The following is a 24,053-nucleotide window of genomic DNA, read 5'->3' as shown; positions in this document are numbered from 1 at the left end:
CATTAAAATTGTAATCCAGCCTCACGAGCAGCTTCAGCTAGAGCTTTAACACGGCCATGGTATAAGTAACCACCGCGATCAAATACTACTTCTTTAACGCCTTTCTCTACAGCACGCTTAGCAACTGATTCTCCAACTTTCGTAGCAGCTTCAATATTGCTAGTACCGTTAAGAGCAAGGTCTTTATCAAGAGTAGATGCACTTACTAACGTTACACCATTCACATCATCAATAACTTGAGCGTAAATATGTTGGTTAGAACGGAACACGTTTAAACGTGGACGCTCTGCAGTACCAGTAAGTTTAGCACGTACACGTGCATGTCTTTTCTTACGAGTCGCATTTTTATCAGCTTTAGTGATCATTCTTGTCACTCCTTTCTCTCACCTAACGGGTTTACTTAGCAGTTTTACCTTCTTTACGACGAACAACTTCGCCTTCGTAACGAATACCTTTACCTTTGTAAGGCTCAGGAGCACGTACAGCACGGATGTTAGCAGCGAATTCGCCAACACGTTGCTTGTCGATACCTTTAATTACGATCTTAGTTGGTGCAGGTACTTCAACTTCAAGACCTGCTTCCGGAGTCATTTCTACTGGATGAGAATAACCTACGCTTAATACAAGTTTATCACCTTGTTTTTGAGCACGGTAACCAACACCGACTAATTCAAGTCCGCGTGCGAAACCTTCAGTTACACCTTCAACCATGTTTCCGATTAAAGCACGAGTTGTACCGTGTAATGCACGGTGTTCCTTCTGTTCAGATGGACGCTCAACTGTTAATGTATTCTCTTCAATTTTGATAAGCATATCAGCATTGAAAGTACGAGTTAATTCACCTTTAGGGCCTTTTACTGTTACAGTATTGTCTTCTGCAACTGTAATAGTAACACCTGCAGGGATTTCAAGAATCTTTTTACCAATACGAGACATGTGGTCACACCTCCGTTCGTTTTAAATATATATTACCAAACGTATGCTACTACTTCTCCACCAGTTTGTAATTGACGAGCGTCTTTGTCTGTCATTACTCCCTTAGATGTAGAAACAAGAGCGATACCTAATCCGTTAAGTACACGTGGTACTTCGTCAGCTTTAGCGTAAACGCGTAAGCCAGGTTTACTGATACGTTTTAATCCAGTGATTACACGTTCATTGTTTGCACCATATTTCAGGAAAATACGAAGGATACCTTGTTTGTTATCCTCGATGTATTCTACATCACGAATGAAACCTTCACGTTTTAAAAGTTCAGCGATCTCTTTTTTGATTTTAGAAGCAGGAACCTCTAATTTCTCATGACGTACCATGTTCGCATTACGGATGCGAGTAAGCATGTCTGCAATTGGATCTGTCATCACCATGTGTTTTACCTCCTTCCCATTTGTGGGTTTTACCAACTAGCTTTTTTAACACCAGGAATTTGACCTTTATATGCAAGTTCACGGAAACAAATACGGCAAAGTTTAAATTTGCGGTATACAGAATGCGGACGACCGCAGCGTTCGCAACGTGTATACTCTTGTACTTTAAACTTAGGAGTACGCTTTTGTTTCGCTATCATAGATTTTTTAGCCACGTTTTCGCCTCCTCTACTTAGCGTTGGCTTCCATTATTTTTGGAATGGCATACCGAATTGTGTTAACAGTTCACGAGCTTCTTCATCAGTTTTCGCTGTAGTAACGATTACGATGTCCATACCGCGGACTTTGCTTACTTTATCATAATCAATCTCAGGGAAAATAAGTTGCTCTTTAACACCTAATGTATAGTTTCCACGACCATCGAATGATTTCTTAGAAACACCACGGAAATCACGTACACGTGGTAAAGAAACTGATACTAATTTGTCGAAGAACTCATACATTTGCTCGCCGCGTAAAGTTACTTTCGCACCGATTGGCATACCTTCACGAAGACGGAAACCAGCGATTGATTTTTTAGCACGAGTTACAACAGGTTTTTGACCTGTGATTTGTGTTAATTCTTCTACTGCGTTGTCTAACGCTTTTGAGTTAGATACCGCGTCACCAACACCAGTGTTGATTACGATCTTTTCGATTTTTGGTACCTGCATTACAGATTTATAGTTAAACTTGCTCACTAGAGCAGGAGTAATTTCCTTTTGGAACTTCTCTTTAAGGCGATTCAATGAAGTGACCTCCTTTCTTAAGAAAATTATTTATCTAATAATTCACCAGATTTTTTTGCAATACGAACTTTTTTACCATCTTCTACTTTGAAGCCTACGCGAGTAGGTTCACCTGTTTTCGGATCTAAAATCATAACGTTAGAAACGTGAATAGGTGCTTCTTTAGTAATAATTCCACCTTGTGGATTTAATTGAGATGGCTTAGAGTGCTTCTTAACGATATTGACACCCTCAACGATAACACGGTTTTGCTTTGGGAAAGCCACAAGGATAACGCCTTGTTTTCCTTTGTCTTTACCAGTGATTACCTGTACTTTATCACCTTTTTTTACATGCATCTTAATTCTGCACCTCCTTAGCAAGGCAATACCTTAAATTATAGAACTTCTGGAGCTAAAGAAACGATCTTCATGAAGTTGCTATCACGTAATTCACGAGCTACTGGTCCGAAGATACGAGTACCACGTGGGCTCTTATCGTCTTTAATGATAACCGCTGCGTTTTCATCAAATTTGATGTAAGAACCGTCCGGACGACGAGCTCCGCTCTTCGTACGTACTACTACTGCTTTAACAACGTCACCTTTTTTAACAACGCCACCTGGTGTTGCTTGTTTTACCGTAGCAACGATAATGTCACCAATGTTAGCATATTTACGACCAGAGCCGCCTAATACTTTAATTGTTAAAAGTTCACGTGCACCAGAGTTGTCAGCAACTTTCAAACGAGATTCTTGTTGGATCATGTTATGAAACCTCCCTTCGGACTAAAAATTCCGATTCGTCTATTTAGATAATAACCGCTTCTTCAACGATTTCAACTAAACGGAAACGCTTAGTAGCAGAAAGCGGGCGAGTTTCCATGATTTTAACGATATCGCCAAGTTTCGCTTGGTTTTGCTCATCATGGGCTTTGTACTTCTTAGAATACTTAACACGTTTTCCGTACAAGGAATGAGTTTTGTAAGTTTCAACTAAAACTGTAATCGTTTTGTCCATTTTGTCAGACACTACACGACCAGTATAAACTTTGCGTTGGTTACGTTCGCTCACTATGCAAACCTCCCCTCAATTTATCGATTAATTCCGATCTCTCTTTCACGAACTACAGTTTTCATACGAGCAATTGCTTTACGCACTTCACGAATGCGAGTTGGATTCTCTAATTGTCCTGTAGCAAGTTGGAAGCGAAGATTAAACAACTCTTCCTTTAAAGCTTTAACTTTTGTTTCGATTTCGGCAGTGGTTAATTCACGAATATCATTAGTTTTCATTAGATTCACCACCATTTTCTTCACGTTTTACGAATTTACATTTCACAGGTAACTTGTGAGCTGCAAGACGTAATGCTTCGCGTGCTACCTCTTCAGATACACCCGCGATTTCGAACATAATTTTCCCAGGTTTTACTACTGCTACCCAGCCTTCTGGTGCCCCTTTACCGGAACCCATACGTACTTCTAGAGGTTTTGCAGTGTAAGGTTTAGAAGGGAAAATTTTAATCCATACTTTACCGCCACGTTTCATGTAACGAGTCATTGCACGACGAGCAGCTTCGATTTGACGGTTTGTAATCCATGAAGCAGCTTGTGCTTGTAAACCGAATTCACCGAAAGCAATTTCAGTTCCACCTTTAGCACGACCACGCATTTTACCACGATGCTCTCTACGATATTTTACGCGTTTTGGCATTAACATATTATTTTCCTCCTTCCTCAGAAGCTTTCTTTTTTGTAGGAAGGACTTCTCCACGGTAGATCCATACTTTTACGCCTAATTTACCGTATGTTGTATCAGCTTCAACTGCTGCATAGTCAATATCAGCGCGAAGTGTATGAAGTGGAACAGTTCCTTCACTGTAAGATTCTGCACGAGCGATATCAGCTCCGCCAAGACGACCAGAAACCTGTGTTTTAATACCTTTAGCACCTGCACGCATAGCACGTTGAATAACTTGCTTTTGTGCACGACGGAATGATACACGGTTTTCTAATTGACGAGCGATGTTTTCGCCTACTAATTTAGCGTTAAGATCAGCTCTCTTAACTTCTAAAATGTTGATGTGTACACGCTTGCCTGTTAATTGGTTAAGAGCTTTACGAAGTGCTTCAACTTCAGTACCACCTTTACCAATTACCATACCAGGTTTTGCAGTGTGAATTGTAACATTTACACGATTTGCTGCACGTTCGATTTCTACTTTAGCAACAGCAGAATCTTTTAAGCGTACATTAATGTACTCACGGATTTTGATGTCTTCATGTAATAATGTAGCGTAATCTTTCTCAGCGAACCAACGAGATTCCCAGTCACGGATAACGCCGACACGAAGACCAATTGGATTAACCTTTTGACCCATCGATTATCCCTCCTTCTTTTCTGATACCACAACTGTGATGTGGCTTGTGCGTTTGTTAATTTGGCTTGCACGACCCATTGCACGTGGACGGAAACGTTTTAACGTTGGACCTTCGTCAACGAAAACTTTTTCTACAACTAGGTTGTTAATGTCCATCTCATAATTGTGCTCTGCATTTGCGATTGCAGATTTTAAAACTTTTTCTACAACTGGAGAAGCAGTTTTTGGTGTGTGGTTAAGGATAGCAATCGCTTCACCCACTTGCTTACCTCGGATTAAGTCTACTACTAAACGAACTTTACGAGGAGCAATACGAACTGTTCTCGCTACTGCTTTAGCTTGCATTGAAGTGCCTCCTCTCATTATCTTCTAGTTTTCTTATCGTCAGCAAGGTGACCTTTGTACGTACGAGTTGGTGCGAATTCACCTAACTTATGGCCAACCATATCCTCAGTGATGTACACAGGTACGTGTTTACGACCATCATATACAGCGATTGTGTGTCCGATGAACTGAGGGAAGATTGTTGAACGGCGAGACCAAGTTTTAACAACTTGTTTTTGCTCAGATGCAACTAATTTTTCCATTTTGCTCATTAAGTGATCATCGACAAATGGTCCTTTTTTTAAGCTACGAGCCATTTTGGTGCCTCCCTTCGTGATTGGCGTACGGTTCTAGAAATGAACCGTACTACAATCCCATTATTTTTTACGACGACGAACGATAAATTTGTCAGACGCTTTGTTTTTCTTACGAGTCTTGAATCCAAGAGTTGGTTTACCCCATGGAGACATTGGAGACTTACGTCCGATTGGAGAACGTCCTTCACCACCACCGTGTGGGTGATCAACAGGGTTCATTACAGAACCACGAACTGTTGGGCGTTTACCTAACCAGCGAGAGCGACCTGCTTTACCGATTTTGATAAGTTCGTGTTGTTCGTTACCTACTTGACCGATTGAAGCGCGACAAGCAGATAATACAAGACGTACTTCACCAGAAGTTAAACGTACAAGTACGTATTTACCTTCTTTACCAAGTACTTGAGCAGATGTACCAGCAGAACGAACTAATTGTCCGCCACGACCAGGCTTAAGCTCGATGTTATGAACAACAGTACCTACTGGAATGTTGATTAATGGTAATGCGTTACCGATTTTAATGTCAGCTTCTGGGCCAGACATAACTTCCATACCTACTTCTAAAGATTTAGGAGCAAGAATGTAACGTTTTTCACCGTCAACGTAGTTAATTAATGCGATATTCGCAGAGCGGTTTGGATCGTATTCGATCGTAGCAACGCGTCCTGGAATTCCATCTTTGTTACGCTTAAAGTCGATGATACGGTATTGACGCTTATGTCCGCCACCTTGATGACGTACAGTGATTTTACCTTGGTTATTACGACCAGCCTTCTTGCTTAAAGGAGCAAGTAATGACTTTTCGGGTCTATCAGTCGTGATTTCAGCGAAATCATTCGTAGTCATATTACGACGACCGTTAGTAGTTGGATTATACTTTTTGATTCCCATCTCAATTTCCCTCCTTCTTTAGTAAGAATTAAACGCCTTGGAAGATTTCGATTTCTTTGCTGTCAGCAGTTAGCTTAACGATTGCTTTACGACGACGGCTAGTAAAACCAGCGTGACGACCAACGCGTTTTGCTTTCGGCTTGTAGTTCATGATGTTCACTTTTTCTACTTTAACACCAAAGATCGCTTCAAGAGCATCTTTAACTTCTGTTTTATTAGATTTAACGTCCACATCGAACGTGTATTTTTTTTCAGCCATCATTTCCATAGAACGTTCAGTGATAACTGGGCGCTTAATGATATCACGAGGATCTCTCATTATGCAAGCACCTCCTCTACTTTTTCCACTGCCGCTTTTGTCATGATTAGCTTATCATGATGAAGCACGTCTAAAACGTTTACGCCATCAGCAGTGATTACTGTTACTCCAGGGATATTGCGAGCAGATAACTCTACAGATTCGTTTGCATCAGCAGTTACGATAAGAGCTTTCTTCTCAACAGTTAATCCTTTAAGTACTGCTAGCATGTCTTTTGTTTTTGGTGCATTTAACACTAGGTCTTCAAGAACTACAATGTTGTTCTCAACTACTTTAGTAGCTAATGCAGATTTGATTGCTAAACGACGAACTTTCTTAGGAAGTTTGTACGCATAGCTTCTTGGTGTAGGTCCGAATACCGTACCACCACCACGCCATTGAGGAGAGCGGATAGACCCTTGACGAGCACGTCCAGTTCCTTTTTGACGCCATGGTTTACGACCACCACCGCGAACTTCAGAGCGAGTTTTTACTTTGTGTGTACCTTGACGTAAAGATGCACGTTGCATCATTACAGCTTCGAAAAGTACAGCTTCATTTGGTTCGATACCGAAAATAGCTTCAGCTAATTCGATTTCACCAACCTGTGAACCAGTTTGGTTATATACAGTAACTTTTGGCATTGGAATTCCTCCTTCCTATTGTGAATTATTTGCTAACCTTCACAGCGCCTTGAACAACTACAAGAGATTTCTTAGCACCTGGAACGTTACCTTTTACTAGTAATAAGTTGCGCTCAGTGTCAACTTGAACGATTTCTAAGTTTTGGATAGTAACTTGGTCTCCACCCATACGTCCAGCAAGTTTTTTGCCTTTGAATACACGGTTCGGAGCAACTGGGCCCATTGAACCTGGACGACGGTGATAGCGAGAACCATGAGACATAGGTCCGCGAGATTGTCCGTGGCGTTTGATAACACCTTGGAAACCTTTACCTTTAGAAATTCCTGTTACATCAACGATTTCACCTGTAGCGAATACGTCAACTTTTACCTCTTGACCAACCTCTAATCCGTCCACGTCTGCATCGCGGATTTCGCGAATGAAGCGCTTAGGAGTTGTAGATGCTTTAGCAGTGTGGCCTTGTTCAGGTTTGTTAGTTAACTTTTCACGTTTATCTTCAAATCCTAACTGGATTGCATTGTAGCCATCAGTTTCAGTTGTTTTCTTTTGAAGAACAACGTTTGGATTAGCAGCGATAACTGTTACTGGGATTAACTCACCGTTCTCAGCAAATACTTGAGTCATACCGATCTTTCTTCCTAAGATTCCTTTGGTCATGAGTTACACCTCCTACATTTTTAAGTTATATAAATTATAGTTTGATTTCGATATCTACACCAGATGGTAAGTCTAAACGCATTAATGAATCTACTGTTTGTGGAGTAGGACTCACGATGTCGATTAGACGTTTGTGCGTGCGCATTTCGAATTGCTCACGAGAATCTTTGTACTTATGAACAGCACGAAGAATTGTGTAAACAGTTTTTTCAGTTGGTAATGGGATCGGACCAGAAACTGTTGCCCCAGAACGCTTAGCTGTTTCTACAATTTTCTCAGCTGACTGATCAAGAATACGGTGATCGTAAGCTTTTAAACGGATACGAATTTTTTCTTTTGCCATTATTTTCCCTCCTTCGTTCGCCTATTTCTAAAATAGACCTTCTCCATGGAAATTTCCCCACACCATGCCATGGCAAAGCGGCCGGGTGTGTCAGCAACCTTCCACTTCATCGCAGTCAAAGACCAACATTGTCTATTATACAATGTTATTCGTCTAGATGCAAGCATCTTTTTGTTTGCATCTGCTTTTCTCTACTTTTGCTATTATACATGGCACTTTAAAGAATTTCAAGTTTTCATCTAACAGAATTCATTTTACAGTTTCTGGATTATCTTTTGTCGTTTTTATATTACTATAGAAGAAACTCGTCAAAACAAAAAACACCCTCTTCTTCCTTATATAAACGCAAACAAAAAACCTAAGGGAAAATCCCTTAGGTTTTTTTATATCAGTTAAGATTACTCAACGATAGTAGCAACTACACCGTAACCTACTGTACGTCCACCTTCACGAATAGAGAATTTAGTTCCCTCTTCGATAGCGATTGGAGCGATAAGTTCGATAGTCATTTCGATGTTGTCACCAGGCATTACCATTTCAGTACCTTCTGGTAATTGGATGATACCAGTTACGTCAGTTGTACGGAAGTAGAACTGAGGACGGTAGTTAGCGAAGAATGGAGTGTGACGTCCACCTTCTTCTTTAGATAATACGAAAACTTCAGCTTTGAATTTAGCGTGAGCTTTTACAGAACCGCTTTTTGCAAGTACTTGTCCACGTTGGATGTCTTCACGAGCAACCCCACGAAGTAAAGCACCGATGTTGTCTCCAGCTTGAGCTTGGTCAAGAAGTTTACGGAACATCTCTACACCAGTTACAGTTGTAGAAGCATTTTCTTCAGCAAGACCGATGATTTCTACTACGTCACCAACTTTAACGATACCGCGCTCAACACGACCAGTAGCAACTGTACCACGACCTGTGATAGAGAATACGTCCTCTACAGGCATTAAGAATGGTTTGTCAGTTTCACGTTCTGGAGTTGGGATGTAAGCATCAACTTCAGCCATTAATTCAATGATTTTTGCTTCCCAATCAGCTTCTCCTTGAAGAGCTTTAAGAGCAGAACCTTTGATTACAGGAATGTCGTCGCCTGGGAATCCGTATTCAGATAATAGGTCGCGAACTTCCATTTCTACTAATTCTAATAATTCTTCGTCATCTACCATGTCGCATTTGTTTAAGAATACAACGATGTAAGGAACACCTACTTGACGAGAAAGAAGGATGTGCTCACGTGTTTGAGGCATTGGGCCATCAGCAGCAGATACTACTAAGATACCGCCGTCCATTTGAGCAGCACCAGTGATCATGTTTTTAACATAGTCAGCGTGACCTGGGCAGTCAACGTGTGCATAGTGACGAGTTTCAGTTTCGTACTCAACGTGTGCAGTTGAGATTGTGATACCGCGCTCTCTTTCTTCTGGAGCAGCATCGATTTGATCGTATCCGCGTGCTTCAGCACCACCAGCTTTTGCAAGAACTGTAGTGATCGCAGCAGTTAATGTAGTTTTACCATGGTCAACGTGGCCGATTGTACCGATGTTAACATGGGGTTTAGAACGTTCGAATTTAGCTTTAGCCATTCTAAATTCCTCCTTAGTTTATATAGGTTATTTTATATTTAGACTAGAAAGTGAAACTTACGTCCCACTTTCTAAGCTTACATAAGTAGTTATACTTGAACAATCGATAAAAATCAATTATTCACCTTTATTTTTTTTGATAATTTCTTCAGAAACAGACTTTGGTACTTCTTCATAGTGGTCAAACACCATAGAGAATGTTCCGCGTCCTTGAGTGTTAGAACGTAATGACGTTGCATAACCGAACATTTCAGAAAGTGGAACCATAGCGCGAACAACTTGTGCGTTACCGCGAGCTTCCATACCTTCTACACGTCCACGACGAGATGTTACGTCACCCATAATGTCACCCATGTACTCTTCAGGAATTACAACTTCAACTTTCATCATTGGCTCAAGAATTACTGGGCTACATTTAGAAACCGCAGCTTTAAGTGCCATAGATGCAGCGATTTTGAACGCCATCTCAGATGAATCGACATCATGGTAAGATCCGTCAACTAATGCAGCTTTAATGTCAACTAGTGGATAACCAGCTAGTACACCATTTTTAAGTGCATCTTCAAGACCTGCTCCAACAGCTGGGATGTATTCACGAGGAACTACACCACCGACGATCTTGTTTTCGAATTCGAATCCTTTACCTTCTTCGTTAGGTTCAAACTCAATCCAAACGTGACCGAATTGTCCACGACCACCAGATTGACGAGCGAACTTACCTTCAACTTTCGCAGCAGCGCGGAAAGTCTCACGGTATGCTACCTGAGGAGCACCAACGTTTGCTTCCACTTTGAATTCACGACGCATACGGTCAACGATGATATCAAGGTGAAGTTCACCCATACCAGCGATGATAGTTTGGCCAGTTTCTTGGTCAGTGTGAGCACGGAATGTTGGATCTTCTTCAGAAAGCTTAGATAATGCTGTACCCATTTTATCTTGGTCAGCTTTAGATTTTGGTTCGATAGCTACAGAGATAACTGGCTCTGGGAATTCCATAGACTCAAGGATAACAAGGCTCTTCTCGTCACAAAGAGTATCACCAGTAGTAGTATCTTTTAAACCTACAGCAGCAGCGATATCACCAGCGTAAACTGTTGAAATCTCTTCACGGCTGTTAGCGTGCATTTGTAGGATACGACCTACACGCTCACGCTTACCTTTAGTTGAGTTTTTCACGTATGATCCAGAGTTTAACACACCAGAGTACACACGGAAGAACGTTAACTTACCAACATAAGGGTCAGTCATGATTTTGAATGCTAAAGCTGCGAATGGTTCTTCATCGCTAGACTTACGTTCTACTTCTTCATCTGTATCCGGTAGAGTACCTTTAATAGCAGGTACATCTAGTGGTGATGGAAGGTAGTCGATAACTGCGTCTAACAGAATTTGAACACCTTTGTTTTTGAATGCAGAACCACAGATTACTGGGAAGAATTCTACAGAAGTTGTAGCCTTACGGATACCAGCTTTAAGCTCTTCTACAGTGATTTCTTCACCTTCTAGGTACTTCATCATCATTTCTTCATCAAGCTCAGCTACCGCTTCAATAAGTTTTCCACGGTATTCTTCAGCTAATTCTTTGTGCTCTTCAGGAATTTCAACACGTTGAATGTCTGTTCCTAAATCGTTGCCGTACATGTAAGCACACTCTTCAACAAGGTCAATGATACCATTGAACTCATCTTCAGCACCGATTGGTAACTGAATTGGATGTGCGTTTGCTTGTAAACGATCGTGGATTGTTCCTACAGAGTATAAGAAATCTGCACCGATCTTATCCATTTTGTTAACGAATACGATACGAGGTACGCCGTAAGTAGTAGCCTGACGCCAAACAGTTTCTGTTTGTGGTTCTACACCAGATTGCGCATCAAGTACCGCTACAGCGCCATCAAGTACGCGTAAAGAACGTTCTACTTCTACTGTGAAATCTACGTGTCCTGGAGTATCAATGATGTTTACACGATGACCTTTCCATTGTGCTGTAGTTGCAGCAGAAGTAATTGTGATACCACGCTCTTGCTCTTGCTCCATCCAGTCCATCTGAGATGCACCTTCGTGAGTTTCACCGATTTTATGAATACGTCCTGTGTAGTACAGAATACGCTCAGTTGCTGTTGTTTTACCAGCATCGATGTGAGCCATGATACCAATATTACGAGTGTTTTCTAAAGAGAACTCTCTTGCCATTTGGTGTCTTGCTCCTTCCATATATGGATTGGATTTTTTTATTTTAAGTAGCAAAAAAGCCACTTTATATTGTTACACATGTCAGTATGTCCAGTACTCTCATTATGTAAAACGAGCGCCCGATGAAAGGGAGAGGCATTCTCCCTCTCCACACTTCCATAAGCGACAAATAAAGCGGTTTATGCTTACATTTATTTTACGTTGAATCCTACCAACGGTAATGAGCAAATGCTTTGTTAGCTTCTGCCATTTTATGAGTGTCTTCACGTTTCTTAACAGATGCACCAGCGTTGTTAGCTGCATCTAAGATTTCGTTAGCAAGACGCTCTTCCATAGTTTTTTCACCACGAAGACGAGCGTAGTTTACTAACCAACGAAGACCTAAAGTTGTACGGCGTTCTGGACGAACCTCAACTGGAACTTGGTAGTTAGCACCACCAACACGACGAGCGCGTACTTCAAGAACAGGCATGATGTTCTTAAGAGCTTGCTCGAATACTTCCATTGGCTCTTTACCAGTACGTTCGTTTACGATATCGAACGCATTATAAAGAATTGTTTGAGATTTACCTTTTTTACCGTCAACCATCATTTTGTTGATAAGGCGTGTTACTAGCTTCGAATTGTACATTGGATCTGGTAACACGTCACGTTTCGCAACAGGTCCTTTACGAGGCATATTGAGTTCCTCCTTTCATTTTAAAGTTATTATTTTTTAGCAGGTTTTGGTCTCTTAGTACCATATTTAGAACGTCCTTGCATACGTTTGTCAACACCAGCTGTGTCAAGCGCACCACGAACGATGTGGTAACGTACCCCCGGTAAATCCTTTACACGACCACCGCGAATTAATACTACGCTATGCTCTTGTAGGTTATGACCGATACCTGGGATGTAAGCTGTAACCTCGATACCGTTTGTTAAACGTACACGAGCGTATTTACGTAACGCTGAGTTAGGTTTCTTTGGAGTCATTGTACCAACACGAGTACATACACCACGTTTTTGAGGTGCAGAGATATCAGTTGATTTTTTCTTTAAAGAGTTAAAACCTTTGTTTAACGCAGGTGATTTAGATTTCCATACTTTATCAGTACGACCATTTCTCACTAATTGGTTAATAGTAGGCATTTGATTATCCTCCCTTCGCATGTTTGTATGACCACATATCCAGGTGGTTCATTATTAGTTGAAAACAAAGTTTTTGCAAGGAAGAGCAAATGCTCTCTCCTCACAAAAACAGTTTTAACTTATTATTCCTATTGCTGAAGCTCCCACTTGAATCCCCGAAGCTTTACCAAGCTTACGAACTGATTCAACTTTTGTTATGGGCACGTTATATTGCATTGCAACACGAATGATAGCATGGGTTAACCGCATGTCAGCATCCTCTGCGATGACAACTTCTTTAACTGTACCATTTTTGATTGCCTCCAATGTACGTTTATGACCAACGACTACATTTTCAGCAGTTGATACTTTTTGATAAGACATATAAATATCCTCCAAAGCATCGTTCAGGAGCAACCTTGATTATAGTAACATTTTGACTCATACAATGTCAACTAAGATTAATTGTTTTTATACAAAATTTATGCCGGAAAATTTTACTGTTCCACATAAACCTCATCGTTTTCTACATTCATGTCATCTTGTGTTGTTTTTACAAGATCCACTTTGCGATAACGATTCATACCTGTTCCAGCAGGAACAAGTTTACCGATAATAACATTTTCTTTTAATCCTAGAAGTTCATCGCGTTTACCCTTAATTGCTGCATCAGTTAAGACACGAGTTGTTTCTTGGAACGATGCTGCAGATAAGAATGAATCTGTTTCAAGTGAAGCTTTTGTAATACCAAGTAGAACAGGTCTAGCTGTTGCTGGTTGCTTACCTTGCAGTAAGACCTTAGCATTCGCATCAGTGAACTGATGGATATCTAGTAATGTTCCTGGTAATACATCTGTTTCACCTGCATCACTTACACGAACTTTACGTAACATTTGACGTACCATTACTTCTACGTGTTTGTCACCAATTTCTACCCCTTGCATACGGTATACTTTTTGAACTTCACGTAATAAGTATTCTTGAACCGCCGTAATGTCCGTTACTTTTAGTAATTCTTTCGGATCAATAGAACCTTCTGTTAACTCTTTACCATGGCTAATTGGCTGTCCTGGAGTTACTTTCAGACGAGCACCGTAAGGAATAGCATACGTACGAGCTTCAACTTCACCCTGTACAACTACTTCTTGGCGATCTTTAACGTCGTTGATCGCTGCGATAACACCGTCGATTTCACTGATAACTGCCTGACCTTTCGGATTACGAGCTTCGAAGATCTCTTGGATACGAGGTAAACCTTGAGTAATATCATCTCCGGCAACCCCACCTGTATGGAATGTACGCATCGTTAACTGTGTACCTGGCTCACCGATAGATTGAGCTGCGATAATACCTACCGCTTCTCCTACTTCTACGTCTGTTCCAGTTGCTAAGTTACGACCGTAACACTTCTTACATACACCGTGGCGAGTGTTACACGTAAACGCTGAACGAATGTTTACAGTTTCAACACCCGAATTTTCAACGATATGAGCGATATCTTCAGTAATTAATTGATTTTCAGCAACTAATACTTCACCTGTTTCAGGATGTTTTACAGTTTTTCTTGCAAAACGTCCAACAAGACGATCATATAATGACTCGATAACTTCATTACCCTCTTTAATCGCACCAATTAATAAACCGCGATCTGTTCCACAATCATCTTCACGAACGATTACATCTTGTGCAACGTCAACAAGACGACGTGTTAAGTAACCAGAATCGGCAGTTTTAAGTGCTGTATCGGCAAGACCTTTACGCGCACCATGCGTAGAGATGAAGTACTCAAGTACTGTTAAACCTTCACGGAAACTCGATTTGATTGGAAGTTCGATGATACGACCAGATGGATTGGCCATAAGACCACGCATACCAGCAAGCTGAGTAAAGTTAGATGCGTTACCACGGGCACCTGAGTCACTCATCATGAAGATTGGGTTGCGTTTATTCAAGGATTTCATCAGTTTTCCTTGGATAACATCTTTTGCATTACTCCAAATAGAGATAACGCGATCGTAACGTTCTTCTTCCGTGATTAAACCGCGACGGAATTGTTTAATTACATTATCTACTTTTGCTTGTGCTTCGTGGAGAATTTCATCTTTTTCGCCTAATACAAGAATGTCAGATACCCCAACTGTAATACCAGCTTTTGTAGAGTACTTGAATCCTAAGTTTTTCATACGGTCAAGCATGCGAGACGTTTCTGTAATTTGGAAACGTTTGAACACTTCCGCAATGATGTTACCAAGGATCTTCTTGCTAAATGGCGCCACTTCTTCGCGACTAGCAATAATTTCTTTAATGTTTGCACCTTTTTCAACGAAATATTTCGCTGGTGTTTCTTTTTCAAGGTTTGAATTTGTTGGTTCATTAATATAAGGGAACGACTCTGGTAAGATTTCGTTAAATATTAATTTACCAACTGTTGTTAATAGAAGCATACTCTTTTGCTCTTCAGTAAATGTTGCGTTGTTTACTGCACTTGCAGCTACTGCAACACGTGTATGAAGATGAACATATCCATTTTGATATGCAAGCAATGCTTCATTTGCATCTTTGAAGACCATACCTTCACCGATTGCACCTTCACGCTCAAGTGTTAAGTAATAGTTACCTAATACCATATCCTGAGATGGAGTAACAACTGGTTTACCGTCTTTCGGGTTCAAGATGTTTTGTGCCGCTAACATAAGAAGACGAGCTTCAGCTTGAGCTTCTGATGATAAAGGTACGTGAACGGCCATTTGGTCACCGTCAAAGTCCGCGTTGTATGCAGTACATACAAGTGGGTGAAGACGGATTGCGCGACCTTCTACTAATGTAGGTTCAAACGCCTGGATACCAAGACGGTGAAGTGTTGGTGCGCGGTTTAGAAGTACTGGATGTTCTTTAATCACAGACTCTAAAACGTCCCAAACTTCAGGTTGTACACGCTCGATTTTACGTTTCGCACTCTTAATGTTATGTGCTAATCCTTTTTCAACTAACTCTTTCATTACGAAAGGTTTGAACAGTTCAAGCGCCATTTCTTTTGGTAATCCACATTGATACATCTTTAAGTTCGGTCCTACAACGATTACAGAACGACCAGAGTAGTCAACACGTTTACCTAATAAGTTTTGACGGAAACGTCCTTGTTTACCTTTAAGCATGTGAGATAGTGATTTTAATGGACGGTTACCTGGCCCAGTAACTGGACGGCCACGACGACCATTATCGATTAATGCGTCTACAGCTTCTTGTAACATACGTTTTTCGTTTTGAACGATGATGCTTGGTGCACCTAAGTCCAATAGACGTTTTAAACGGTTGTTACGGTTAATTACACGACGGTATAAGTCGTTTAAGTCAGAAGTAGCAAAACGTCCACCGTCTAACTGTACCATTGGGCGTAGTTCTGGTGGGATTACTGGTAGAACATCTAAGATCATCCAAGACGGTTCATTTCCAGAGTTACGGAATGCTTCTAATACTTCTAGACGTTTAATAGCACGAGTACGGCGTTGTCCTTGTGCTGTTTTTAATTCTTCTTTTAAGAAGTCTACTTCTTTATCTAAATCGATGTCTTGTAGTAGCTTTTTAATTGCTTCTGCACCCATAGCAGCTTGGAATGTGCTACCATATCGATCACGATATGCACGGTATTCTTTTTCAGAAAGTAATTGCTTCTTATCAAGTGGTGTATCTCCACTTTCTGTTACAACATAAGAAGCGAAATAAATTACTTCTTCAAGCGCGCGAGGGGACATGTCTAAGACAAGTCCCATGCGGCTCGGGATACCTTTGAAATACCAAATATGAGATACAGGAGCAGCTAATTCGATATGACCCATACGTTCACGACGTACTTTTGCACGCGTTACTTCAACGCCACATCGATCACAAACTACACCTTTATAACGTACACGTTTGTATTTTCCGCAATGACATTCCCAGTCCTTTTGTGGTCCGAAAATACGCTCACAGAACAAGCCATCTTTTTCAGGCTTTAACGTACGATAGTTAATAGTTTCTGGTTTCTTAACTTCACCGTATGACCAAGAACGAATCTTGTCAGGTGAAGCAAGTCCAATCTTCATATATTCAAAGTTATTTACATCTATCAAGGGGCCTACCTCCCTTTTAGTCTACAGGTTATCCCAATTATTCCTTAGTTGTCTCAACTTCGACATTCAATTTATCTGCTGATTGATGATCATCGTCATCTTCTGTATCACGCATTTCAATTTCTGTATCGTCGCTAGACATCATTTTAACGTCCATACCTAAACTTTGCAGCTCTTTAATCAATACTTTGAATGATTCAGGAACGCCTGGTTCTGGAACATTTTCGCCTTTAACAATTGCTTCATAAGTCTTAACACGTCCAACAACATCATCAGACTTCACTGTTAAGATTTCTTGAAGAGTATAAGCAGCACCGTAAGCTTCAAGTGCCCAAACCTCCATCTCACCGAAACGCTGTCCACCGAACTGAGCTTTACCTCCAAGAGGTTGCTGCGTTACAAGTGAGTATGGTCCAGTAGAACGAGCATGAAGTTTATCGTCAACCATGTGCGCAAGTTTGATCATATACATGACACCAACAGATACGCGGTTATCGAATGGTTCACCAGTACGTCCGTCATACAGGATTGTTTTCGCGTCATTTGCCATACCAGCTTCTTCAATTGTGCCCCAAACATCTTCCTCACGAGCACCATCGAATACTGGTGTTGCAATGTGAATGCCAAGGTATCTTGCTGCCATACCAAGATGAAGCTCTAATACCTGACCGATATTCATACGAGATGGTACCCCTAATGGGTTTAACATGATATCGATTGGCGTACCGTCTGGTAGGTAAGGCATATCTTCTTCTGGTAAAATACGAGAAATAACACCTTTGTTACCGTGACGTCCGGCCATCTTGTCACCTTCAGAAATTTTACGTTTTTGAACGATATATGCACGTACAAGTTGATTCACGCCTGGTGGCAATTCATCGCCATCTTCACGGTTGAATACTTTTACGTCTAAGATAATACCGCCACCACCGTGTGGTACACGTAGTGATGTATCACGTACTTCACGCGCTTTTTCTCCAAAGATAGCATGTAATAGACGTTCTTCAGCTGTTAATTCTGTTACACCTTTAGGTGTTACTTTACCAACAAGTAAATCTCCATCTTTTACTTCAGCACCAACGCGAATGATACCGCGCTCGTCAAGGTTACGTAATGCGTCTTCCCCAACGTTTGGAATGTCACGTGTAATTTCTTCTGGTCCAAGCTTCGTATCACGAGCTTCTGATTCATATTCTTCAATATGAATAGAAGTGTACACATCATCTTTTACAAGGCGCTCACTCATGATGATCGCATCCTCGTAGTTATAACCGTCCCAAGTCATGAAGCCAACAAGCACGTTACGTCCAAGTGCTAGTTCACCTAATTCCATAGAAGGACCATCCGCAAGGATTTCACCTTTTACAACTTCATTTCCAACACTTACGATTGGACGTTGGTTGTAACAAGTTCCTTGGTTAGAACGAATGAATTTTTGCATTTTGTAGCGATCTAAGTCGCCTTTTACTGTTTGACCGTCAACTTCTACATAGCGACGTACCCAAACTTCACGTGCTTCTACGCGCTCAACAATACCAGGATGTTTACAGATTACTGCAGCACCTGAGTCTTTTGCTGATACGTACTCCATACCTGTACCTACAATCGGAGATTCCGGATTCATTAACGGAACCGCCTGACGTTGCATGTTCGCTCCCATAAGTGCGCGGTTAGAGTCATCGTTTTCTAAGAACGGAATACAAGCTGTCGCTGCCGACACTACTTGTTTTGGAGATACATCCATGTAGTCGATGCGTTCTCTATTTGTGACAATGTTTTCACCACGGAAACGAGCTACGATATCTTCACTTAGGAATTCACCTTCGTCAGATAATTTCATATTCGCTTGGGCTACAACATAGTTATCTTCTTCATCTGCTGTTAAGTAATCAACATGCCCTGTTACAAGACCAGTTTCTGGGTCAACACGACGGTATGGTGTTTCAATGAAACCAAACTCATTTACTTTCGCGAACGAAGATAATGAGTTAATCAAACCGATGTTTGGTCCCTCTGGTGTTTCAATCGGACACATACGACCGTAGTGAGAGTAATGAACGTCACGCACTTCAAAGCCTGCGCGCTCACGCGTTAAACCACCAGGTCCTAATGCAGATAGTCTTCGTTTGTGAGTTAACTCTGCTAATGGGTTTGTTTGGTCCATAAACTGAGATAACTGAGAACTTCCGAAGAACTCTTTAATAGATGCAATAACAGGACGAATATTAATTAGTGCCTGTGGTGTAATTGCATTTGTATCTTGGATCGACATTCTCTCACGAACAACACGTTCCATACGAGAAAGACCGATACGGAATTGATTTTGTAACAGTTCTCCAACAGAACGCAGACGACGGTTTCCTAAATGGTCAATATCATCTGTATCCCCTACTTTGTATAGTAGGTTGAAGAAGTAACTGATAGAAGCAAGGATATCACCTGGTGTGATGTGTTTCACATCACGAGTAATGTTTGCATTACCAATTACATTAATTACGCGTTCGCCTTCCGACTCAGGAGCATAAATCTTAATAGATTGCAGCTCAACATCGCCTTCTACCACTCCACCCATTGGTTTCGCTGTTTTGAATCCAATGTTTTTCTCTAAGTAAGGTAAAATGCGATCAAGTGTACGACGATCTAAGATTGTTCCTTCTGCCGCTAAAATTTCACCAGTTTCTGGATCCACTAATGTTTCAGCTAAACGTTGATTAAACAATCTGTTTTTAATGTGTAACTTCTTGTTGATCTTATAGCGACCTACATTTGCTAAATCGTAGCGCTTTGGATCAAAGAAACGAGACACAAGTAAGCTCTTAGCATTTTCTACTGTTGGTGGTTCACCAGGACGTAGACGCTCATAAATTTCAAGCAATGCTTTTTCTGTGCTATCTGTGTTGTCTTTTTCTAATGTGTTGCTTAAGTATTCGTTATCACCTAAAAGCTCGGTGATTTCTTGATCAGAGCCAAACCCTAATGCGCGTAACAAAACAGTTACAGGAAGTTTACGCGTACGGTCAATACGCACATATACAACATCCTTAGCATCTGTCTCATACTCTAACCAAGCTCCGCGGTTTGGAATTACAGTAGCAGTAAAACCACGTTTTCCGTTTTTATCCACTTTGCCACTATAGTATACGCTTGGAGAGCGAACTAACTGGGAAACGATAACACGTTCTGCACCGTTAATTACGAATGTTCCAGTCTCTGTCATGAGTGGGAAATCTCCCATGAACACATCTTGTTCTTTTACTTCACCAGTTTCCTTGTTGATTAGACGCACTTTTACACGAAGTGGTGCTGCATACGTCACATCACGCTCTTTGCATTCGTCTACAGAGTATTTAGGTTCACCTAAGCTGTAGTCGATAAATTCAAGCGATAGATTTCCCGTAAAGTCTTCAATCGGAGAAATGTCTTGGAACATTTCTCGCAAACCCTCATCAAGAAACCACTGATAAGAAGAGGTTTGAATTTCGATAAGATTTGGTAACTCTAATACTTCACTAATACGGGCATAACTTCTTCGTTGGCGGTGGCGTCCGTATTGAACTAGTTGACCTGTCAACTGCTTCACCCCTCAAATCATGAGTATTATAAATGCACAAAAAAATTTGTGCAAAATCACAAATAAATACAACTACTGCTATTAGCGTAGTCTCTTTCTCTTAAAGATAAATACGTTGAGTCTTTCTACCTGCTCAAAAAAGAAAAATGGCTTCTATAAGAAAACCATCATTCTGTTTCATAATCTGCTGATTTTACTATCTTTTCCAAGAGAAACAAAAATATACATCTTTCTCAACGCAGAAAATCATATATTGGCATTGTATAATGTTAACATAGCCAAAAATAACCGTCAACGTTTTTTTGATTTTATGATATAATATCCTTTTTTCTTTTCTACAACCTCAACTTCAGAAAATACTTCTTCTAGTTTTTTTAGCGCAGACGGTGCACCTTGTTTCTTTTGAATAACAATCCAAAGCTCTCCATCTGGAACTAAATACTCCACAGCTTTTTCTAAAATCTCATGTACGATATCTTTACCCGCACGAATCGGAGGGTTAGATAGAATAGCAGCATACTTACCATCTACATTTTCATAGACGCTACTTTGAAAAATACGTATATTCTCGATTTTGTTATTAGCGGCGTTTTCTCTCGCAAGCCCAAGTGCCCTCTCGTTCACATCCACCATGTGAACTTCACGACCTTGAAACTCTTTCGCTAACGACAAACCAATAGGACCGTATCCGCAACCTACGTCTAATATATTACCTTTAATATCTGGCATTTGAAACGCTTCAATTAAAAGACGGGAACCAAAGTCCACTTCGTTTTTCGAGAACACCCCATGATCAGATAAGAAAGTAAATCGAGATCCACGAAGAGCAAACTCCCATCGCTTACGATCACTTTTACTAGAAGGGTCGTTAGAAAAATAATGGTCTGCCATATGGCCACCTCTTTTCTTTACAGTTAAAAAAAAAGCTCGCATGAGAGCGAGCTTTTTTTAAAGCATCAAAAGTTAATTACTTAACTTCTACAGCAGCGCCAACTTCTTCAAGTTTAGCTTTGATTTCTTCAGCTTCTTCTTTAGCAGCAGCTTCTTTGATTACTTTTGGAGTGTTGTCAACTAATTCTTTAGCTTCTTTTAAGCCAAGACCAGTGATTTCACGAACAACTTTGATAACTTTGATTTTTTGTGCACCAGCGCTAGTTAGTTCCACATCAAATTCAGTTTTCTCAGCAGCAGCTTCTCCAGCGCCACCAGCAACAGCTACAGGAGCAGCAGCAGTTACGCCGAATTCTTCCTCGATAGCTTTTACTAAGTCGTTAAGTTCTAATACAGTCATAGATTTAACTGCTTCAATGATTTGTTCTTTAGTCATTGTAAATATCCTCCCTTAAATAGGTTTGTATTGTTTTATCGATAATACGTAATTATCTTTTAAAAAATTAAGCGCCTTGCTCTTCCTTTTGGTCTGCAACTGCTTTAGTAGCAAGTGCAAGGTTACGGATTGGAGCTTGAAGAACGCTAAGAAGCATAGAAAGTAAGCCTTCACGTGATGGAAGAGTAGCAATTGCTTTAACCTCATCAAGTGTTACAAGTTTACCTTCGATTACGCCCGCTTTAATTTCTAAAGCTTCATGATCTTTAGCGAAGTCGTTTAATACTTTCGCAGGAGCAACTACATCCTCGTTACTGAACGCGATTGCGTTTGGTCCTGTTAAGAATTCATTTAACTCAGCCATTTCAGCAGATTCTGCAGCACGACGAGTTAGAGAGTTTTTGTAAACTTTGAACTCAACGCCAGCTTCACGTAATTGCTTACGTAATTCTGTTGCTTCAGAAACTGTTAAACCACGGTAGTCAACAACGATTGTAGATTTACTAGCGCGAAGTTTGTCCGCGATTTCAGTTACAACTTGTTGTTTAGTTTCGATTACTTTGCTCATGTTATTACACCTCCTGTAGATTATATAGAAGATGTACCGAAAGTGCACTAAAAACCTCCATGCCCAACTTGTAGACATGGAGGCATATAGTCACAGAAAAAAGATTCCGCTTCGTATATTAACACCTAGGTAGGAAATTAAGTCTATTGACACCTACTGTCTACGGTACACTAATTAAATTCACAACATAAATGATTATATTAAAACTTCTTTATGAAGTCAACTTCCAAAATTTACGCTAATGTAGAAACGTCTACACGTACGCCAGGTCCCATTGTAGAAGCAACTGTTACGTTCTTCATGTAAGTACCTTTTGCAGCAGCTGGCTTAACTTTTTGTAAAGTGTCAGCAATTGTTTTGAAGTTTTCTACTAATTTAGCATCTTCGAAAGATACTTTACCGATTGGAACGTGGATGTTACCAGCTTTATCAACGCGGTATTCAACTTTACCAGCTTTGATTTCGTTAACAGCTTTAGTTACATCGAAAGTAACTGTTCCAGTTTTAGGGTTTGGCATTAAACCTTTAGGTCCTAATACGCGACCAAGTTTACCAACTTCACCCATCATGTCAGGAGTTGCTACTACTACATCGAAATCGAACCAACCTTGTTGGATTTTACCGATGTAATCAGTATCGCCTACGAAGTCAGCTCCAGCAGCTTCAGCTTCTTTAGCTTTTTCACCTTTAGCAAATACTAATACACGTTGTACTTTACCAGTACCGTGTGGAAGAACAACTGCACCACGGATTTGTTGGTCAGCTTTCTTAGGGTCAACACCTAAACGGAATGCAGCTTCTACAGTTGCATCAAATTTAGCTGTGTTTGTTTTCTTTACTAATTCTACTGCTTCTGTTGCAGAGTAAGCAGCTGCACGATCAACAAGCTTTGCAGCTTCTACGTACTTTTTACCTCTTTTAGCCATTTTTATTTCCTCCTCGAATGTGGTTTTAGCGGAATAACCTCCCACGTTTACGCCTGTTTTCAGGTATAACCTGAGGATGAGCGCCATCCATTTATTTAAAAACGATAATCATTTACGATAATAAAGGTTGCGAATTGGAATTCCAGACCCGCAACCTTTTTTAAAAACAAATCGAATTAGTCTTCGATAACGATGCCCATACTGCGTGCAGTACCTTCAACCATACGCATTGCAGCTTCTACGCTAGCAGCGTTTAGGTCAGGCATTTTAGTTTCAGCGATTTCGCGTACTTTATCACGCTTAACAGTTGCCACTTTATTACGGTTTGGTTCACCAGAACCAGACTCAATACCAGCTACTTTCTTAAGAAGAACAGCAGCAGGAGGAGTTTTAGTAATGAAAGTGAATGAACGGTCCTCAAATACCGTAATTTCAACAGGGATGATAAGACCAGCTTGATCTGCTGTACGAGCGTTAAACTCTTTACAGAAGCCCATGATGTTAACACCTGCTTGTCCTAATGCTGGACCAACTGGTGGAGCTGGGTTAGCTTTACCTGCAGGAATTTGAAGCTTTACCATTTTAATTACCTTTTTAGCCACGAGACACACCTCCTTAAGTCCGTGATGTGGTCAATTGGACAGTGATTTGCCCTCCCACGTCATATTTTAT

The 24,053-nt window shown here is 40.7% G+C and carries 30 protein-coding genes and 1 other annotated feature; all 30 genes read right to left on the bottom strand.

Annotated features, from left to right (window positions below; translation table 11 throughout):
• Positions 1–2: 2 nt before the first annotated feature.
• A complete protein-coding gene (gene rplR / locus DN404_RS18115) occupies positions 3–365 on the bottom strand; it encodes a 50S ribosomal protein L18 (protein WP_000628816.1) in 363 nt (120 codons plus the stop codon).
• Between the two features lie 31 nt (positions 366–396).
• Positions 397–936 (bottom strand): 50S ribosomal protein L6, encoded by a 540-nt coding sequence (rplF, locus tag DN404_RS18110; protein ID WP_000086558.1) that lies wholly within the window; start codon positions 934–936, stop codon positions 397–399.
• A gap of 32 nt (positions 937–968) precedes the next feature.
• Positions 969–1,367 carry a 30S ribosomal protein S8 gene (gene rpsH / locus DN404_RS18105; RefSeq protein WP_000245511.1) on the bottom strand — a complete coding sequence of 133 codons (399 nt, stop codon included), beginning with the start codon at positions 1,365–1,367 and terminating at the stop codon, positions 969–971.
• 29 nt (positions 1,368–1,396) lie between these two features.
• Positions 1,397–1,582, bottom strand: coding sequence for a 30S ribosomal protein S14 (rpsN, locus tag DN404_RS18100; protein WP_001085700.1), 186 nt, complete (start codon positions 1,580–1,582; stop codon positions 1,397–1,399).
• A gap of 33 nt (positions 1,583–1,615) precedes the next feature.
• Positions 1,616–2,155, bottom strand: a complete 540-nt coding sequence (gene rplE / locus DN404_RS18095; protein WP_001080831.1) for a 50S ribosomal protein L5 — start codon at positions 2,153–2,155, stop codon at positions 1,616–1,618.
• 26 nt (positions 2,156–2,181) lie between these two features.
• Positions 2,182–2,493, bottom strand: coding sequence for a 50S ribosomal protein L24 (gene rplX / locus DN404_RS18090; protein ID WP_000558200.1), 312 nt, complete (start codon positions 2,491–2,493; stop codon positions 2,182–2,184).
• 38 nt (positions 2,494–2,531) lie between these two features.
• Positions 2,532–2,900 (bottom strand): 50S ribosomal protein L14, encoded by a 369-nt coding sequence (rplN, locus tag DN404_RS18085; RefSeq protein WP_000615912.1) that lies wholly within the window; start codon positions 2,898–2,900, stop codon positions 2,532–2,534.
• Between the two features lie 43 nt (positions 2,901–2,943).
• Entirely contained in the window at positions 2,944–3,207 is a 264-nt protein-coding gene (gene rpsQ, locus DN404_RS18080; protein ID WP_000004106.1) for a 30S ribosomal protein S17, read from the bottom strand.
• A gap of 20 nt (positions 3,208–3,227) precedes the next feature.
• The gene (gene rpmC, locus DN404_RS18075) at positions 3,228–3,428 is read right to left on the bottom strand and encodes a 50S ribosomal protein L29 (protein ID WP_000855718.1); all 201 of its coding nucleotides are present in this window, start codon (positions 3,426–3,428) and stop codon (positions 3,228–3,230) included.
• The gene (rplP, locus tag DN404_RS18070; RefSeq protein WP_000928969.1) at positions 3,418–3,852 is read right to left on the bottom strand and encodes a 50S ribosomal protein L16; all 435 of its coding nucleotides are present in this window, start codon (positions 3,850–3,852) and stop codon (positions 3,418–3,420) included. Before rplP ends, rpmC begins: the two co-directional genes overlap by 11 nt.
• A 1-nt stretch (position 3,853) precedes the next feature.
• Positions 3,854–4,513 (bottom strand): 30S ribosomal protein S3, encoded by a 660-nt coding sequence (rpsC, locus tag DN404_RS18065; protein WP_000529956.1) that lies wholly within the window; start codon positions 4,511–4,513, stop codon positions 3,854–3,856.
• 3 nt (positions 4,514–4,516) lie between these two features.
• A complete protein-coding gene (rplV, locus tag DN404_RS18060; protein WP_001148024.1) occupies positions 4,517–4,858 on the bottom strand; it encodes a 50S ribosomal protein L22 in 342 nt (113 codons plus the stop codon).
• Between the two features lie 17 nt (positions 4,859–4,875).
• Positions 4,876–5,154: a 30S ribosomal protein S19 gene (gene rpsS / locus DN404_RS18055; RefSeq protein ID WP_000124454.1), complete on the bottom strand. Its 279-nt coding sequence runs from the start codon at positions 5,152–5,154 to the stop codon at positions 4,876–4,878.
• A gap of 60 nt (positions 5,155–5,214) precedes the next feature.
• Positions 5,215–6,045, bottom strand: coding sequence for a 50S ribosomal protein L2 (gene rplB, locus DN404_RS18050; protein ID WP_000511583.1), 831 nt, complete (start codon positions 6,043–6,045; stop codon positions 5,215–5,217).
• A 28-nt stretch (positions 6,046–6,073) separates the two neighbouring features.
• A complete protein-coding gene (gene rplW / locus DN404_RS18045; protein WP_001205558.1) occupies positions 6,074–6,364 on the bottom strand; it encodes a 50S ribosomal protein L23 in 291 nt (96 codons plus the stop codon).
• Complete coding sequence (gene rplD / locus DN404_RS18040; RefSeq protein WP_001127258.1) at positions 6,364–6,987, bottom strand: 50S ribosomal protein L4; 624 nt, start codon at positions 6,985–6,987, stop codon at positions 6,364–6,366. Before rplD ends, rplW begins: the two co-directional genes overlap by 1 nt.
• Before the next feature lie 25 nt (positions 6,988–7,012).
• Positions 7,013–7,645 carry a 50S ribosomal protein L3 gene (gene rplC, locus DN404_RS18035; protein ID WP_000160207.1) on the bottom strand — a complete coding sequence of 211 codons (633 nt, stop codon included), beginning with the start codon at positions 7,643–7,645 and terminating at the stop codon, positions 7,013–7,015.
• Positions 7,646–7,679: 34 nt separating this feature from the next.
• Positions 7,680–7,988, bottom strand: a complete 309-nt coding sequence (gene rpsJ / locus DN404_RS18030) for a 30S ribosomal protein S10 (protein WP_001040596.1) — start codon at positions 7,986–7,988, stop codon at positions 7,680–7,682.
• A gap of 398 nt (positions 7,989–8,386) precedes the next feature.
• Positions 8,387–9,574 (bottom strand): elongation factor Tu, encoded by a 1,188-nt coding sequence (tuf, locus tag DN404_RS18020; RefSeq protein ID WP_001029614.1) that lies wholly within the window; start codon positions 9,572–9,574, stop codon positions 8,387–8,389.
• Between the two features lie 117 nt (positions 9,575–9,691).
• A complete protein-coding gene (gene fusA / locus DN404_RS18015) occupies positions 9,692–11,770 on the bottom strand; it encodes an elongation factor G (protein WP_000090370.1) in 2,079 nt (692 codons plus the stop codon).
• A 208-nt stretch (positions 11,771–11,978) separates the two neighbouring features.
• On the bottom strand, positions 11,979–12,449 hold the full coding sequence (gene rpsG / locus DN404_RS18010; protein ID WP_001137491.1) for a 30S ribosomal protein S7: 471 nt from the start codon (positions 12,447–12,449) through the stop codon (positions 11,979–11,981).
• Between the two features lie 29 nt (positions 12,450–12,478).
• Complete coding sequence (gene rpsL, locus DN404_RS18005; protein ID WP_001142341.1) at positions 12,479–12,901, bottom strand: 30S ribosomal protein S12; 423 nt, start codon at positions 12,899–12,901, stop codon at positions 12,479–12,481.
• Between the two features lie 114 nt (positions 12,902–13,015).
• Positions 13,016–13,264, bottom strand: a complete 249-nt coding sequence (locus DN404_RS18000; protein WP_000121837.1) for a 50S ribosomal protein L7ae-like protein — start codon at positions 13,262–13,264, stop codon at positions 13,016–13,018.
• Positions 13,265–13,377: 113 nt separating this feature from the next.
• Entirely contained in the window at positions 13,378–16,989 is a 3,612-nt protein-coding gene (gene rpoC / locus DN404_RS17995) for a DNA-directed RNA polymerase subunit beta' (protein WP_000567939.1), read from the bottom strand.
• Between the two features lie 37 nt (positions 16,990–17,026).
• Entirely contained in the window at positions 17,027–20,560 is a 3,534-nt protein-coding gene (rpoB, locus tag DN404_RS17990; RefSeq protein WP_000147551.1) for a DNA-directed RNA polymerase subunit beta, read from the bottom strand.
• A 291-nt stretch (positions 20,561–20,851) separates the two neighbouring features.
• The gene (locus tag DN404_RS17985) at positions 20,852–21,451 is read right to left on the bottom strand and encodes a class I SAM-dependent methyltransferase (RefSeq protein ID WP_149149278.1); all 600 of its coding nucleotides are present in this window, start codon (positions 21,449–21,451) and stop codon (positions 20,852–20,854) included.
• A 76-nt stretch (positions 21,452–21,527) separates the two neighbouring features.
• Positions 21,528–21,887 (bottom strand): 50S ribosomal protein L7/L12, encoded by a 360-nt coding sequence (gene rplL, locus DN404_RS17980; protein ID WP_000159736.1) that lies wholly within the window; start codon positions 21,885–21,887, stop codon positions 21,528–21,530.
• A gap of 67 nt (positions 21,888–21,954) precedes the next feature.
• A complete protein-coding gene (gene rplJ, locus DN404_RS17975; protein ID WP_000048716.1) occupies positions 21,955–22,455 on the bottom strand; it encodes a 50S ribosomal protein L10 in 501 nt (166 codons plus the stop codon).
• Between the two features lie 39 nt (positions 22,456–22,494).
• Positions 22,495–22,639: a sequence feature (ribosomal protein L10 leader region), on the bottom strand.
• A gap of 49 nt (positions 22,640–22,688) precedes the next feature.
• Positions 22,689–23,381: a 50S ribosomal protein L1 gene (rplA, locus tag DN404_RS17970; RefSeq protein ID WP_001987630.1), complete on the bottom strand. Its 693-nt coding sequence runs from the start codon at positions 23,379–23,381 to the stop codon at positions 22,689–22,691.
• Positions 23,382–23,557: 176 nt separating this feature from the next.
• Positions 23,558–23,983 carry a 50S ribosomal protein L11 gene (gene rplK, locus DN404_RS17965; RefSeq protein ID WP_001085872.1) on the bottom strand — a complete coding sequence of 142 codons (426 nt, stop codon included), beginning with the start codon at positions 23,981–23,983 and terminating at the stop codon, positions 23,558–23,560.
• Positions 23,984–24,053 lie beyond the last annotated feature (70 nt).

The organism is Bacillus sp. TE8-1, assembly GCF_008368855.1.
Taxonomy (GTDB): Bacteria; Bacillota; Bacilli; order Bacillales; family Bacillaceae_G; genus Bacillus_A; species Bacillus_A cereus.
The sequence above is the reverse complement of the archived record's forward strand: the minus strand, read 5'-3'. Positions and strand labels throughout refer to the sequence as shown.